The sequence below is a fragment of the Pseudomonas sp. 11/12A genome, assembly GCF_000800055.1.
Lineage (GTDB): Bacteria > Pseudomonadota > Gammaproteobacteria > Pseudomonadales > Pseudomonadaceae > Aquipseudomonas > Aquipseudomonas mohnii.
In genome coordinates this window covers 5,744,800-5,759,878 of the sequence record NZ_JUGV01000001.1, presented here as the reverse complement: position 1 = coordinate 5,759,878, position 15,079 = coordinate 5,744,800, and the positions used below count along the sequence as shown (strand labels likewise).

The 15,079-nt window shown below is 58.1% G+C and carries 11 protein-coding genes and 1 tRNA gene; 8 read left to right on the top strand and 4 right to left on the bottom strand.

Annotated features, from left to right (window positions below):
- Positions 1 to 119: 119 nt before the first annotated feature.
- The 5 genes from GQ39_RS26445 (at position 120) to GQ39_RS26425 (ending at position 6,378) form a co-directional block, all read left to right on the top strand.
- The gene (locus GQ39_RS26445) at positions 120 to 1,361 is read left to right on the top strand and encodes a nucleoside deaminase (RefSeq protein WP_047536285.1); all 1,242 of its coding nucleotides are present in this window, start codon (positions 120 to 122) and stop codon (positions 1,359 to 1,361) included.
- 130 nt (positions 1,362 to 1,491) lie between these two features.
- Positions 1,492 to 1,567 (top strand) — tRNA-Thr (locus tag GQ39_RS26440).
- A 616-nt stretch (positions 1,568 to 2,183) separates the two neighbouring features.
- The gene (locus GQ39_RS26435; protein WP_047536284.1) at positions 2,184 to 3,725 is read left to right on the top strand and encodes an OmpA family protein; all 1,542 of its coding nucleotides are present in this window, start codon (positions 2,184 to 2,186) and stop codon (positions 3,723 to 3,725) included.
- A 17-nt stretch (positions 3,726 to 3,742) separates the two neighbouring features.
- The gene (locus GQ39_RS26430) at positions 3,743 to 5,545 is read left to right on the top strand and encodes a hypothetical protein (protein WP_047536282.1); all 1,803 of its coding nucleotides are present in this window, start codon (positions 3,743 to 3,745) and stop codon (positions 5,543 to 5,545) included.
- The gene (locus tag GQ39_RS26425) at positions 5,545 to 6,378 is read left to right on the top strand and encodes a hypothetical protein (RefSeq protein WP_047536280.1); all 834 of its coding nucleotides are present in this window, start codon (positions 5,545 to 5,547) and stop codon (positions 6,376 to 6,378) included. The genes GQ39_RS26430 and GQ39_RS26425 overlap by 1 nt, the downstream gene beginning before the upstream one ends.
- A gap of 221 nt (positions 6,379 to 6,599) precedes the next feature.
- On the opposite strand, the gene GQ39_RS26420 is transcribed toward GQ39_RS26425, so the two are convergent.
- From GQ39_RS26420 to GQ39_RS26410, 3 genes are read right to left on the bottom strand one after another with little or no spacing between them, the layout of a single operon-like run.
- Positions 6,600 to 7,310, bottom strand: coding sequence for an SDR family NAD(P)-dependent oxidoreductase (locus GQ39_RS26420; RefSeq protein WP_047539192.1), 711 nt, complete (start codon positions 7,308 to 7,310; stop codon positions 6,600 to 6,602).
- Between the two features lie 43 nt (positions 7,311 to 7,353).
- The gene (locus GQ39_RS26415; protein ID WP_047536278.1) at positions 7,354 to 8,010 is read right to left on the bottom strand and encodes a DsbA family oxidoreductase; all 657 of its coding nucleotides are present in this window, start codon (positions 8,008 to 8,010) and stop codon (positions 7,354 to 7,356) included.
- Positions 8,007 to 8,225 carry a tautomerase family protein gene (locus GQ39_RS26410; RefSeq protein WP_008058469.1) on the bottom strand — a complete coding sequence of 73 codons (219 nt, stop codon included), beginning with the start codon at positions 8,223 to 8,225 and terminating at the stop codon, positions 8,007 to 8,009. The genes GQ39_RS26415 and GQ39_RS26410 overlap by 4 nt, the downstream gene beginning before the upstream one ends.
- A gap of 374 nt (positions 8,226 to 8,599) precedes the next feature.
- On the opposite strand from GQ39_RS26410, the gene GQ39_RS32900 reads away from it, so the two are divergent.
- From GQ39_RS32900 to GQ39_RS26400, 3 genes are read left to right on the top strand one after another with little or no spacing between them, the layout of a single operon-like run.
- Positions 8,600 to 8,755, top strand: a complete 156-nt coding sequence (locus tag GQ39_RS32900) for a hypothetical protein (RefSeq protein WP_161793945.1) — start codon at positions 8,600 to 8,602, stop codon at positions 8,753 to 8,755.
- The gene (locus tag GQ39_RS26405) at positions 8,752 to 12,486 is read left to right on the top strand and encodes a toxin VasX (protein ID WP_047536275.1); all 3,735 of its coding nucleotides are present in this window, start codon (positions 8,752 to 8,754) and stop codon (positions 12,484 to 12,486) included. The genes GQ39_RS32900 and GQ39_RS26405 overlap by 4 nt, the downstream gene beginning before the upstream one ends.
- Positions 12,483 to 13,544: a hypothetical protein gene (locus GQ39_RS26400; RefSeq protein WP_236693119.1), complete on the top strand. Its 1,062-nt coding sequence runs from the start codon at positions 12,483 to 12,485 to the stop codon at positions 13,542 to 13,544. The genes GQ39_RS26405 and GQ39_RS26400 overlap by 4 nt, the downstream gene beginning before the upstream one ends.
- 203 nt (positions 13,545 to 13,747) lie before the next feature.
- Here GQ39_RS26400 and GQ39_RS26395 read toward each other — a convergent pair whose 3' ends face one another.
- On the bottom strand, positions 13,748 to 15,034 hold the full coding sequence (locus GQ39_RS26395; protein WP_047536273.1) for an OprD family porin: 1,287 nt from the start codon (positions 15,032 to 15,034) through the stop codon (positions 13,748 to 13,750).
- Between the last annotated feature and the right edge of the window lie 45 nt (positions 15,035 to 15,079).

Below are 15,079 nucleotides of genomic sequence, written 5' to 3'. Positions count from 1 at the left end.
GACAACGACGTTGTGCATAAGCGTTAAACCAAAAGAACATAAACGACGCTCAAAACCTCAACTATCTTTGCCCAGCGTCAGGATTGTCTGGCGATCAGGAAGCAAGGAGCTGAGTCATCATGAGCACACTGAACAATGCGCAGGAAGCCGTCGACGCCGTTGCCAACCAAGCCATTGAAGCTGCATTGCAGCAAACCTTCGCGGTGGGCGGCGCCATCATCAACAACGCAACAGGGCAAGTGATTGCCGCGCTGCACAACAACGTATTAATGCCGTTTCCCGGCGGTGGCACGACTGAGTTCCTGCCCCACGACCCTACCGCCCACGGCGAACGACAACTGGTGGACTGGTATTACGAAAACGCCTCGCCACTGAAGCTGCCCCCTCCCGAGCAACTGACCATCGTCACTACGCTGGACCCCTGCGCCATGTGCGCCGGCTCGCTACTGACCGCAGGTTTCAATGTTGCCGTCAGTGCAATCGATGACTACGCGGGCATCAACTACAACAGCCAATTCACTTTTCCGTCGCTACCACCGCACATTCGCCAGCAAGCGCAGAACACCTGGGGCTACTACGCGATTGCAGCGCCGGTCAGCCGGGCCTATCAGGGGTCAACCAGCCCCGTGTTCGGTGGCCAGTCCATCGACTCGGCCGCGTATTTCCTCACCAGTTCGATCTTCTCCGCCAGCGTCAACACGGTGCGCGAGGCCAGCAACAACAGCGGTTTGCCGCCAGACCAGCTGAAAAATCCGTCCACGCTCCCGGCCAACAGCAAAGTGCGCCAGGCACTCACTGCACTCAGTCCATTTGCGCTGACCGTGCAATCGGCGAACCCGCGCGACCCCGGCGCAGAACTTGCCCCCGCACTTGTCAAAACCGCGCAGCAAAGTCCGGTGTTCAATTCGGTGGCGCTCATCGACCCGTTCGGCAATTTGCTGGTGTGCCTGGGAGGCCTCGAAAACCAGTCGCCGATTCGTACAGCGTTCATGGAAACGACCCGCAACTACGCGGTCATGCGCTGGACCCTGATGAATGACCCCGATCCGGCCGTTCGCGCTCAGGCCGAGCAATACCTGACCCATCCGAAGTACGGCACCTTCGTCTTTCTGTATGCCCCCGACCCCACCACCCCGCAGGCAGTGATGACCTTCGGCGCATACGGCTCGACCATGGAAGGCCCCGTGCCCCAGAGCTATCCGTCCAACCTGCAATACGTGCTATTGCCGGGCAACACCACCGCTCAAGCGTTGTCGACACTGGCCCAGAACCTGCCGCCGTTCTACACCCAAAGCGTGCAAGTAGCGCCCGCGCAAGTGCTGAGCCAAGACCTGATCAACGCCGTCAAAAACAGCGTTTGACCCCTCCAGGCAATCCCGCCGCCCGGCTCTGCGGAAGAGTCCGCAGGGCCGGACTGACACAAAAGCAAAAATAGTCTGAATTCAGGGGTTTACATAACCAATCCAATCGCTATAATCGTCGCCCTGACACGCCGGTATAGCTCAGATGGTAGAGCAACTGACTTGTAATCAGTAGGTCCCGGGTTCGATTCCTGGTGCCGGCACCATACAAAACAAAGCCCCTGCAGAAATGCAGGGGCTTTGTTGTTTCTGCCCCCCTCTCCTCCCAGCTCCCCCCCTCCCTTCTGCCCACGACCTCATTGGCTTTTCTGCATATCAGAGTGCCACCACTTAGCAAAACAGCAGTATCATTGCCACGGTGGTTCCCCTGCACTCCTTCTCGCGAGTACAGCGGCATACGGACATGGATGTGTCGGCCCTCAGGGCTTGCACTTATACGGATATTTTTCCCATGAGCTTCTGCCTCAACCCAGGCATCACGCATTTTCTTGCGGCTGCGCCCCATGCGCGCGGCTTTAGTGCTGTTCGTCTGCAATACCACGCAAGACCCCAGACAAGCGTAAAGCCACACCGACCCTGGATCAGGACGGTGAAGGCATTCCTTCACATCAAAAAATCCAACGGGCATGCCGCCTGGCCTTGACGTTCTGTTTTCAAACATTGCTGCGCAGGTACGAGAGATCGGGCCTTTGGAAAGCGTTTTTTCAAACAATCAGAAGACACCCAGGGGGTCTTGATCCCCTCGGGCCTGGAGCATTCGGCCATTGGCCGAAGAAAAATCCGTCAGTTTGACGGACTATGGAATGGGGAGATGGCATTCGGATGTTTTTAAATCATGTTTTGAGACCGACAGCGCTCGCCGTCGCGATTGCCATTGGCCTTAGTGGTTGCGCCCACGTCGATCAGTACATGGGGCAGTCTTCCGGGACAAGCGCCTGCGTTGCCGGTGGCGCGGTGGGTGCGGTCCTGGGGGTTGCAGTCGTCGCGTTAACCAAAGGCGACGCCAATGCCTACAAGAAAGGCGCATTGATCGGCGCAGGCGCCGGGTGTGGCGTCGCGCTGCTGTACCGCGAGCGGGTGCAGAAGCTTCAGGCTGTCGCAAAAGAAGAAGGCCTGGTGATGCAGGTCAGCGAGTTGAATGCCAACGTCGCCCAGCCTGCGGCCACACCGAACGTGCAGTCCGTGGGTGTTGAAGCTCAACTGCAGTCATCCGAAATGTTTGCTGTTGGTTCCGCGGAGCTGACCACTGAAGGCAGGCGGAAACTGACGCGCCTGGCCGCAGCATTGGCCGACAAGCAACCAGCCCCCCAACAAACCCCTCAGACGCTCAAGAAGATTCTGGTCGTTGGCCACACCGATGCGACCGGTGCGGCTGAATTCAACCAGAAACTGTCCGAGCAACGCGCTCGTGCCGTGGGCCAGATCCTGGCGGATGCCGGTATCGCTCGCCAGGACATTTACTATCAGGGCGCCGGGGCGTCTCGACCTCTCGCCAGTAACGACACAGAGCAAGGTCGTACCGAGAACCGTCGCGTCGAATTCGTCGAGATCGACAACGAGAAATTGCTGGTTGAACGCGTCCGTAGCGAGCGCAGTAACGCCAAGTACCTGGCCCATGGCACCGCGCCTGCGGCCAAGGCCAAACCGACCGTGGCTAAATCGACCCCGGCCAAACCTGTCGTGACGGCGAGTCAACAGCCTGCGGTGCAAGTGCCACAACCGGTTGCCCAGGCGCCGGCCTCCACGACGGCTTCCCCTGCCAAATCAGCCATTGTTCCGCTGGGCGGTGAAGGAGGTGTCGACTTCGGCGGTAATGCTGTCACCGACACTCGCTCGATCCTGGCCATGGGCATCACACCCAAAAGCTCGCCCTTCTCCTTGATTGGCACCGCCAATGCGACTGCACCCTTGAGTTCATGTGTTGCCGACCTTCCCCGTATCGAAGGCCAAGTCAAGAACCTGGCCGATGACAAGCCGCTGAACGAGTTCGCGACCAACGAATTCTTTCCCGGCCTGACTGGCAAGCCCTGGGCAACTGCGGTCAACGGTCACTCCGTCACCGTTGGCCCGATTGCGGTTTTGCGTGACGACGCCAAGGTCGCTCAAGCGCCGAAAATGCAATTCATCACCGACTACGCAACCCCGCAAAAGCATCAGAGTCAGCCATACCTCTCCGTCGCTAATACCTATGAAGGGGAGACCAAGATTCTTTATCGGGTGTTTGCCGTCGACCAGTCCAAGTCCCCAGTGACTTGCATGGACATCGTTTTCGACAAGCGTGCTGGCAGCGCCATCGCTGGCGAAATCTATTACCCGAAACAGGGTGACGCTTACGTCGCTCAGTTCACACCGAAGCGCCGATAAGTCTAGAGGGACACGCAATGCTCGAAATTTTCCGTTCGTTTTTCACCGCGTACTGGTACGTGATCATTCCGGTGGTCTTTACCGTCCTGCTTTCAATCCCGGTGATTGTCTACTGGTCGTCATTCAAGTACTGGCTGATGAAAGTCCGTATTCGCTTGCCCGGACTTGGCCGCATCAGTCACTGGGTCAAACATCCCGGCGAAAAGGAAAAGCCAAGCGACACCAACGCCAAGCCCATCGGTTTTCTTTCATCCGAGCTGGAGCTGTGCTCGTTCTACGATAAGTACTACCGGGAACATCAGCCCTCGGAAGCCAATTTCCGTCGCAGCCAGGACTACCTCGGCAAGATCCAGGAGGACGGCAGGCGGGAGAAAGGCCTTGGCCTGTGGACGCTGATCATCGTCCTGATGCTGATCGAGGCCACGGCCTTCGGTTTCGCGCTGGCGCCTTTTGCCCTGACACTGGCCACACCAAACACCGCACTGGCCGGCGCTTTCGCCATCGGCCTGGTGATCTCGATCATCGGTTTGTTCCTTTCCGAATTTGCCGGCCGCGCGCTCTACAAGAACCGCGTCGTCGACAACATCATGTCTTATGAAAACCTGCGCCGCACAGGCGCGGGCGGCGACATGATCAGTACTCACATCATCACCATCGACAACACCAACGACGACGATAGCTGCGCGCCCTATCAACAAATGCTGAACCGCGTAAAAGTGGACAAAGATGGCGACATGCCAGCCAAGCGCTTCACCATGCTGATCGGCTATGGCGTATTCATCATTGGTCTGGCGGTGGCCGCGTTTTGGGTCCGTACCGAGACGCTCAACGCTCAAGAATCCGACTTGATCGCCAATCCGCCTGCAGTGATGCAGTCCGCAGATGACTTCCCGGCGGCAGACAACGTACCGATTCCGGATGACATGAAAGCCCTGTCCGACAGTGCCACCCACAAATCGGCTCAAGATCAGATCGATTCGTTGCACCGTGCATCGCTGGTCACCTTTGCCGTACTGAGCGGTCTGTTTATCTTTATTCAGGCGAGCTCGACGTACCTGGCCTTCATCTTCGGTTTTGCCGGCACACACTCACGCAAGGCCTGGGAACGGACGCACAAATTCTCCAGCGCCGATGATTTCATGCGTTACCACGCCAACAAAGCCCGTGGGGTTGCCAACGATGCCCAAGCCTCGCTGGGCACGTTGCAAGGTTTACAAATGAAGGTGTTCCGCGTCGGCGGTAAAGAACTGGAAGCGCTGCGTTCGGACCTGTTGAACCGCACGTTCGAGTCCTATATCGCCCAGGAAGACGAAAAGAACGCAGCCAAGGCGCGCAAGAATGTCACCGACAACCTGGGCAAAGAAAGCCGCAAGGTCATTGAAAACTACTTCAAGAAGGTCGTGGCAGATCTGTCCGCCGCGATTGAAGCCGGTGACAACGCAAGGATCAACGACCTGATCTCGGTGGCCGGCCCTCGTTTCGAGCAAATCGCCGACAATGATCCGACGCTGGCAGATTTCAAAAAGCAGTTTGCCGGACTGAGCATTTTTAACGCCAAACCCAACGCGGCACCAACGACCGCCGCCGTTGTTGCACCGGTCGAGCCCCCCGTGGCCGAAGTCGCCCAAGCCGTTGAAGCAGCCCCGACGCCGACGCCGACTGCCGCACCTGCGCAGACAACCTTTGATCACAACGCCTTCGGCGACCTGACCGGCTACGAGGAAGACGACATCGACTACGTGGCCAACAAAAAAGGCGTGGACGCCGCCGTCATCCGCCGCGCCCGCAAACTCCAGCTACTCGACAAGTCGGAGGCTTAATGAAGTTCAAGAGCCTGATCCTGGCTCTGGCATTTGCCCCCGCTGCCCTCGTGGCAGCGGAGCGCAATGATGTCCCGAGCTGCTACGCCCAAGCGAAAATCGAGAACTTTCGCAGTGCACCTTCCGGCCGCCTGCTGACCGTCGTTGTCGATCAGACAACGCCATTGACGCCTGACTTGCAAAAAACCGCCTGGGGCCACATCAAGCGCTTCATCCAGCCCGGTGACAAGCTGCGCCTTTACTCGTTCAGCGCCTACCTGGAAGGTCACTACACCCGTCTGCAATTCGCCGGCGAGCTTGAAAAGCCGATCGATCCGGCCGTACTCGGCGACGTACCGATGATGGCCAGCCGAAAGTTCGATGCCTGCCTGAAGGGTCAGTCTGCTGCGTTGTACCAACGGTTCGGAAAGGCTTTTTCCAACGCAATGGGCAAATCCAGCTCGGACATTCCGCGCAGCGAAATCCTGTTCAGCCTGAAGTCCATCGGCGATGACATCAAAAACGCCGAAGGCGTGAACGAGCGGGTCATCCTGCTGATGTCCGACATGCTCGAATACAGTGACTTCGGCAGCTTCTACACCAACAACGGCATCCGCGAGATAAACCCTGCCGTGGAATTGGCGAAGGTCGAAAAACAGCAATTGCTGGCAGATTTTTCCGGGGCCAGGGTCTACGTTCACGGCGCCGCATTCGTGCCTACACAAATCAAGAACGGCTATCGCAGCGGCAAGATGATCCAGAACCTCGAAGGTTTCTGGCGCCGTTATTTCGAGAAATCGAACGCAGAACTCAAAGGCTTCGGCAACCCGGAATTGACGATCGCAGTCGAGTGATTACGGGGCCACCAGCGGACGGCCCTTTCACGCAACCGCCTCTTGCCAGAGCTTGATCTGAGGCTTGGACAACTTCGGCAATCCGTCGCCTGACATGAACAACCCGGCGTCTTGATACAGATGGATGAACGCCAAGAATAGAATGACAGGATAGGTTCCACGACAAAGCCCTCGCAGCAATACGAGGGCTTTGTTGTTTCTACCGCTTTAAAACCCGGGTCTTAGTGACCCGCGCTCTGACCACCATCGACGTGCAGGATTTCGCCAGTGACAAATTTGGCGCCGTCCAGGTACACGACCGCGTTAGCAATGTCATCGATCTCGCCCATGTGCCCGACCGGGTGCAGAGCGCCCAGTGCGGCGTGGGTTTCTTCGCCGTGCATCGGGGTCTTGATGATGCCTGGCGACACTGCGTTCACCCGAATGCCGCGCTTGGCGTACTCGATGGCCAGGGATTTGGTCGCCGCGTTCAGGCCACCTTTGGTCAGCGAGGCCAGTACCGATGGCACGCCGTCGATGGCGTGGTCCACCAGGCTGGTGGTGATGTTGACGACGTGGCCGCTGCCGTTTTTCTCCATCTCGGCAATGGCCAGCTGGGTGATGTAGAAGAAGCCGTTGAGGTTCACCGACAGCACGTTGGCGTAGTCTTCAGCGGTGTACGCGGTGAACGGCTTGGCGATGAAGATCCCGGCATTGTTAACCAGCGTATCGATACGGCCAAAACGTGCGATCGCTTCACGGATGACGCGCTGTGCGGTGGCCGGTTCGCCGATGTCGCCGGCCACAGTGAGGATGTCCGGATCGGTCGACGGCTTGATCGAACGCGAAGTGGCGACGATCTGGTAACCGAGTTCACGGAAGGCCTTGACCATGCCGTCGCCGAGACCTTGGGATGCGCCAGTGATGACAACGACTTTTTTCGAATTGCTCATGATGAACCTCTGCTGATAAATGATGATTTGAAAAAACAAGTAATCAGGCTTCGGCGGAGGCCGACGCCATTTGTCTCAACATCTGCTCGTAGTACTCGACCGATTGCGAACCGGACACCAGATGACGGTCGTTCAACACCAGGGCCGGGACCGAATTGATACCGCGCTGCTGGTAAAAAGCCTCAAGTTCACGCACCTCGGCGGCGTACGCGCCAGACGCCAACACCTCGCTCGCCTGTTCCTGGTCCAACCCGGCTTCTGCCGCCAACCGCGCCAGCGTCTGCTGATCACTCGGGTTCTGGCCTTCGCTGAAGTAAGCGCGAAGCAGGATCTTCTTCAGCGCCACCTGACGCCCTTGCTCCAACGCCCAAAGCAGCAAGCGGTGAGCGTCGAAGGTGTTGTAGAAGTGGGTGCGCTTCTCCAGGTCGAACTTGAAGCCGATGGCATTGCCGCGTTCGATCTGCATCGCTTTGCCATTGGCGACGTCTTGGGCGGTACGACCGTATTTGCGCATCAGGTGCTCGACGGCTTTTTCGCCTTCGGCCGGCATGTTCGGGTTCAGCTCGAAAGGCTTGTAGGTCAGCTCGACCGAAACCTCACCCGCCACGTTCTCGATGGCCTGCTCGAGCGCCGTCGCCCCCAGAGCGCACCATGGGCACACCACGTCGGAGACGAAATCGATGGTCACCGACGGCGTCATGACTGCCCCTCTTGCGCCAGTTGCTGGCGGTACTGAGTGGTGGTGATCCCGGCGTAACCCCAGTTATCGGTGTCGACTTCCTCGATCACGATGTGGGTCAGGTCTGGGCGCTTGTTGAGGACACGTTCCAGTGTTTCAGTGATTTCCGCGATCACCTGAGCTTTCTGCTCAGTGGTCACGCCATCGCGGGTGATGCGCACGCTTACGAAAGGCATTGAGGAATCTCCAGTGACCTTCCCGTCGGGATGATGGGAGAGGCGTTGGAGCTCAATGTATGGCGTTCGCTGGAGGGGATAAAGGTGGGGATGGGAACATCATTAGTTACGCTGTGTAATTAGTAATTCGGTTCATAGACAGTGCTCTATGTGAAAAGGATTCCCGTCTGTTTTCCCCCGCTTCCAGGTTTCGCTCCGAAATCTCAAGGAAGGCCCCGCAGTAATGTGGGGCCTTCTTTTTCTGGAAGAGCCAAACGAAAAATCCCACACAACAAAAACACGTTTCCCACACAAGAAACCGAGCCGCCCTGCATTAATCCCGTATTCACTCATCCACAGTCCCGCCCTTACTAAACCAGCACAAGGGATGTGTGATGTTCAGCCCTGCCGACCCAGCCTCTTTTATCCAGGACAAACAGGGATTCAATCAGAACCTGCAAGTCCTTGAGTCCACCGGCAAGGAAGCCATCCGCCGACCTTTGCGCCTTGATCTGAAACGCAGCACCCACTGCACGCAGGTTAAGTCATGAAGCGCCTGGGAAGATTGTCCGCCGGTCCTTGCTGCGAGCCCGACAGGCTGATCGTCCAGGTGATCGGCACCGGCCATTCCAAAGACCAGCGCCTGGTGCTCTTCGACCGGTCAGGCATTGAACCGCTGCCGGCCCTGACCGATGAGGTGGATCGCGAAACGGAGCGTTTATTCAGCGTCCACTGCGAGCTGTTCGTGTGGAACTGGTACGCCCGGTACGAGCATCAGTTGTGGCTGGAAATTGCCACGACCCATGGGGCGCCCATTCGCCTGCCGTTGCTGGAGGACGTACGGATCACCCCGCGCCAACTGGATGCGCAGTGGAACCAGATCGTCCCCGTCGTGCCTTTCGTCGCGCTGCCCGGTGCGCGCAGCCGCCACGACCTCGGCACGCCGGTCCTGTGCCGCAGCGGCTTTGTCTATGTGTTTTACCGCGGGCGCCTGTGGCGTGAACTGGAAGTGCGGCAGGACGGCGAACGCACGACTTACCACGACATTGACGTGCCGATGTTTCGCGAAGGCCAGGATCTGTGCGACGACTACCGCCTGGCCAGGGGTGTCGCACTCAGCGACATCTGGCTGCCCGCCACCTGGAATCGGCAACCGGCCGAAGCGGTGCAACTGTGTTTCAGCGAGATCCAGCTCAGTGCTGCCCGCGTCAAACGCCTCGAGGAGGACCCGGAGTTACGCGCCCGGCGTTGTCAGAGCCCCACGTTGCCGTGCGACAGTCAGACGTTCGAACGGCTTTTCGACCCGCAGCCCGACGGGCAGGCGATGCTCGAGGCCTTCGGGCGCTTCAATGCGTGGGATGCCCAGGCGTCCGACAGCGCGACGAAAGCCAGCGTCACCTGGCACAACCTGGCCGAACGCGCTTTTCCGCTCAGCCTGATCGCCCCGCAACGGGCACGCCAGAGCGGGTTCGAATATGGGCTGGAGCATCCGGGGCGTTACGTATGCGACCTGTCGGGGCAATTTGCCGCACAACGCAAATTCGAAGCCAGGCGCTGCCTGGCTCAGTGGGAGCAGGGCGCCACGCCTGATGTGCCTGCCACGTTCGAAAGCAGCGCCTGGGCCGACTGCCTCGCCACGCTGTTGCAGCGCTTGCAAGGAAAGACCCCGCCAGACGATGAAGCGGATCTGTGGCAACCCCAGCCCAGCGTCGTCGACGTGCTGGAGACCGCCCGCCAACGGCGCGTGTGCGGCGTGCTGCTGGAGGACCCGCGCTACCGTTTGCGGCACCTGCTGTCGCAGATCCGGCAGCAACAGCAATTGCTGGCGCTGTATGCCGAGCGCGCCAGCCTTTATCCCCACCACGCCAGCGCGGTGATGGTCCAGCAACTGATCGTGCCGGCGACCCTCGGCGGCCAGAAGAACCCGCTGCACGCCTGTTTCGACAAAGTGAAGGAGGCCGGGCGCCGCGACATCAACCGTTTCACCGCCAGCGCCGAGCGCGCCCTGATCTGGCAACAACTGAACATGGCGCAGGCCCTGCTTGCCGAGTGCCTGCAGCAACCGGTCACGCAGCAAACCCTGGCCGATCATTTGAGCCAGGACGGCTTTGACTATCTCGCCGCGCTGTTTGCCGTGAGCCAGACGTTCGCGGCCCTGGCCACGGTGCCCGCGCAACTCGATCCCCTGGCCAGCAACGGCGACGTCGCCAACGCGCTGACCGGTGCGAGTCTCTACAGTCCACGGGCCAGCGTCGGCCAGACCCTGCTCAACGACATCGCCCACGACCCGGCGCACCCGCTGCACCCGATGCTCTGGCCCGCCGTCGATGAAGCGGCGCTGGCCGCGCCCTATGTGCCACCCACCCAGACAACCCTCAACGAGGGCGATGGTCATTTACGCGCCGATGACCTCGCCGCATTCGAAAGTCACCCGGGGCCCTATTACCCGCAGGTCGACCACCTCGACGGCCACTTGCTCAAAGACCTGCTGGCCAGCGGCAGCCTGAACAGCACCCTCACCGGGCAATCGAAAGCGGCCGCCGGTAGCCTGATCGGCATCTACGAAAACCTCGCGGGCGCCCTGGAAACCGCCAGCAGCGCGGTGAACAAACCGTCCGGGCCACACACCGGCCAGGCCATGCCCGCCAGCACCTATCTGCACGGCCTCGGCGTGGGGCTGTTGCGCAGCCTGATGCCCAAGACCTTTGGCGACGCGCACTTCATCCAGCGGCGTGACGCCGACCCGCAGCATTACTACGTTTTTGGCCTGACCGATGTGCCGTCCGGCGATCAGCGGCCACACCGGGTGATGGGTCAGTACCTGGATGCCCAGGGCCGACCGCTGAAGGTGCGCGACGACGTACTCGACACCCCGTACGCCCTTCGCGAAACCCATCACACGCTGCTGGCGATCCCGCTGAAGCATCCGACGGCGAACAATCTCAGCGTGCTGAATCAGCGGATCAACGCGGTTTACAAAGCCGATGTGGAGGCGCGGGCGACGGGTGATGCGTACGTGAAAAGTCCGTTGCAGCGGGGCGTGGATGAGCATGTCGAGTCGGCTAACAGCCGGGTTCATCGCGTGCTGGGCTCGTTGCCGTTTGCGGCGGGGGTTTTGATGTTGGAGGTTTGGAATGTGAGGGTGGAGAACAATTCGTTCAAACAAACCGAAAGAGAGAAAGGATTCGGAAGAGCATTTCTCGGGATGGGCGGAGCAGCAGTTGATCTTACTATTGCGCTAGAAATGTTGACGGTAAAATTTGCCAGTACACAGTCTGTTTTAGCGGTTGGGCGAAAAGTGCTATTCAATATCCCTGTTGAGGCCGCTCAGAAATTTTTCGGCCGTCTAGCAGAACATTTAGCGAAGGAACTCACCGGACGCCTATTTGCACAAATGGCCAGTGGTCTGATTTTTTCGGGTATATGCCTGACAGATGCCTGGTTTGCGTGGAAATGGGGCGACGATGCCAGCTGGGGCTATCTGATGATGGCTGCGGGCGGCGCCATCAGCGCTCTCAGTAATTTGGTTGTTAGCGGCATCACCTTTCTCGGTCTGGGCCCAGGTGGCTGGGCAGCGCTGATATTGATCGTGATCGGTGCCGGATTGGCCTGGTGGCTGAGCGACAAGCCCATCGAAGAGTGGCTGGTCAATGGCCCGTTCGGCACGCAAGTTCATTCAGATAACGTGCACCTGCTGGATCCGCAACGTGGTTTTTATTACCTGATCAGTTTGTTTGCCGACATTCGCATCAACATAGGCCCCAACCCTCAATTCGTCCCTAATGCCAAACTCGACTTTCGCGCCAGGACACCTTTTCAAGTGATCTCGTCCAATACCTGCATTCGCATTGAAAGTAACTTGCCGGGCTTAATTGCAAACCTCGGCACCCTGAACATCAATGCCCACTGTCGACTTAATACCTTCGAACTCAAAGGTGGTCGCCTCAAAAGTGAAACGGTGCCGTTCACAAAACTGATCGATAGCCGCCTCGTTCCACCCAATGCCCAACGGCTGCTACCGCAGGGGCTGGAACTGTTTTTCAAAACCCCAGCGAGCTACGCCTTCGACCCGGTAACCGGCTCATCCGGCATCGCCCATCAATGGCAAGTCCGGGCTCAGTGTGTACTGGAGCAACTTAATCAACGCTGGCATTTTCCTGCGCCACCACCGAAGGATGGTACGCCGTTTTTTGCCACCCATATAAAACCCGATTTCGGCAGCGTGGGTGCACTCTACTGGGCAGACGAAGTGACAAACAGATCGCGGAATACTGATTCATGAGCAATACATCGTATTACGCCAAGACTGCTTATGGAGCGACGGAAGTTCCCCAACAAGAACGCTCTGCTGAGCGTTCATGGATCATGCGGCTTGCCAAGGTCAGATTACCTTGGGGTAGTCCGGATGAAATAGCGCCTGCGAGTTTTCTCGAAAAACTTTCGCCAAAGAAACTTCGCCTTCATGAAAAATCTAAAAAAGAACGTGAAGAGCAAATAGCCGCAGGGACCTATACTTCAAGCTCATTCGAACATGTCGATTTCCACGTCAGAGACGATCATGAATGTTTCAGATATGCACTTTTTTCAGGCGCATCACACTTCTGGATTTATTTGTACTCTATAGGGAAATTTTTATTTTGGTTTTCTTTGTTTATATTGCTTTCCATCTCCACTTTAATACTAATTAATGCCGAAGAGAGCTGGCAGGAGACGGCGCTTAATATCACAAAATATTCATCCATAACCCTTGGAATTCCATTGGGCTCCTGGGCAATAGGTAAGTTGGTAATAGATAAGTTCCCCAACCTCTGGATAAAACCCTCCCGAGGCCCCATCTGGGAGCTCAACCGCCGCACCGGCCTGGTCACGGTCTTCGACTACAAAAACAACGGTGAATACAAAAAGAACGGCACCATCGGTGAACTCACCGCGCCGTTCTACGAGTTTGACGCCTACATCGCCACGTCCCCGGACAGTCAGGGCATGCCGTTGAACGTGCTTTACCTCGCCCATCGCTACCGCAACATCATGATCAACTTCGGCGCGCTGCTGTGCCCCGGTCCCGACTTCCAACCGCCTTGCGCCCTGTGGGATTTCATCCAGAACTACATGGACGTCAGCCGCCCGTTGCCGGACTTGCCGCAGTACGAAGAATACCGCCACCTCGACCCCACCACCGCCGAATACGACCGCCTCACCGGCCGCAACCCGCGTTACTGGATCGACATGGATGATGCGACGTTCAAGCAGATCGTCAGCGAAATGCATCAGCGCGTCGAGGAAATCGATACGTTCGAGCGGCCGAACTTGATGGCCGGATACGTGACCTATGTCGACTGAGCGAAAAAATGTGCGGTGTACTGGAGGGAGCGCACCTCACTCCGGCAACAACTGAACATGGCGCCCCCGCTGCACCTGCACTTTTTTGTGTCTGCGATATCGCGTAATGGTGGCTGTACGAGCCCCCACAAAAAAGCCCCGAACCAGTCGGGGCTTCTCTTTGCGCTCAGCCTTGCATCAGGCTTCGATACCGCAATCGATCATCAGAAAATGTTGATCGGGTAATCCACGAACACGCGCACTTCGTTACCGCTGACGTTGTACTCGCTCGACTTCTGCGAAACACGCAGGACAGAGCTGCGCAGTTTCACGCTCAGGTCTTTGGCCGGGCCGCTTTGCACGACGTATTTGAACTGGTTGAAGATTTCGCGCTCAGTGCCGTCTGTGCTGGTGGAGGTGGTGATGTTGTCACCACGCACGTAGGCGAAGTTGTAGCTCAGGCCAGGAACACCGAAGGCGCTGAAGTCCAGGCCGTAGCCCAGTTGCCAGCTGCGTTCGTCTTCGGCGTTGAAGTCGGACCAGTAGGAGTTGGACAGGTAGATGGTGTTGCCACCGTCACCGACGCGACCTTGATCCTTCTGGTAGCCACCGTATGGGTAACCCAGGTTGCTGTCACCCGTGCTGCGCTGGTAGCCAAGGATGAACGAGTGTGGGCCGGTGGCGTATGTCGCCGCCAGGCTCCAGATCTTGTTGTCGTCGCCGGTGAGGTTGTTGTCGCGTACGTAAGAATCGTCCAGCTTGGTACGGTAGCCGTTGAAGTCCAGGGTCAGGGACTGATCCTTGTCGATCGGGAACACGTAGTTGGCGTTCACGTATTGTTTCTTCAGTACGTCTTCGACGTCGGAAGCGTACAGCGCTGCCTTGAATTGCTCGGTGAACTGGTAGCTGCCGCCCAACACGTTGATCGACTTCAAGCCACCGCTGTCACGGCCTTCAGCGCTTTTTCGCGATTCGGCGGTGAAGCGACCGGCGTTCAGTTCCAGGCCTTTGATCTCCTTGGAGGTGATCAGGGTGCCGGTGTAGCTTTCCGGCAGCAGACGCACGTTGTCGTAGCTCAATACCGGCAGGGCCGGCATCTGGTCGCCGTAGGTCAGCGTGGTGCTGGAGAGGCGGAATTTGACGGCTGCGCCGCCCTTGGACAGGTCGTTAGCCGGTTGGCCGCTGTCACCTTTTTTGAAAAAGTCGATGCCTTGGGCGCCGCTACGGTCTTCACTGCGCTCCAGGTTAAGTGCATACAAACCGAAAGCGTCCACACCCACGCCCACGGTGCCCTGGGTAAAGCCGGACGAGAATGTACCGATGGCCGCTTGGCCCCACTCGGATTTATCCGGGTTGCCGTCTTTGTAGTCACGGTTCATGTAGGCGTTGCGCAGCAGTACTTTGAGGCTGCTGTCCTCAACAAACCCCTTGGATTCGGCCTGGTCGTTAGCCATGGCCTGTGAAGTGCTCAAAATCCCCAGAGCGATCAGGCTGATTCGCTTGTTCAACATTTTGTTTTCCTTATTACGGGTAGGTACGCGCTGTGTCGAACGGCT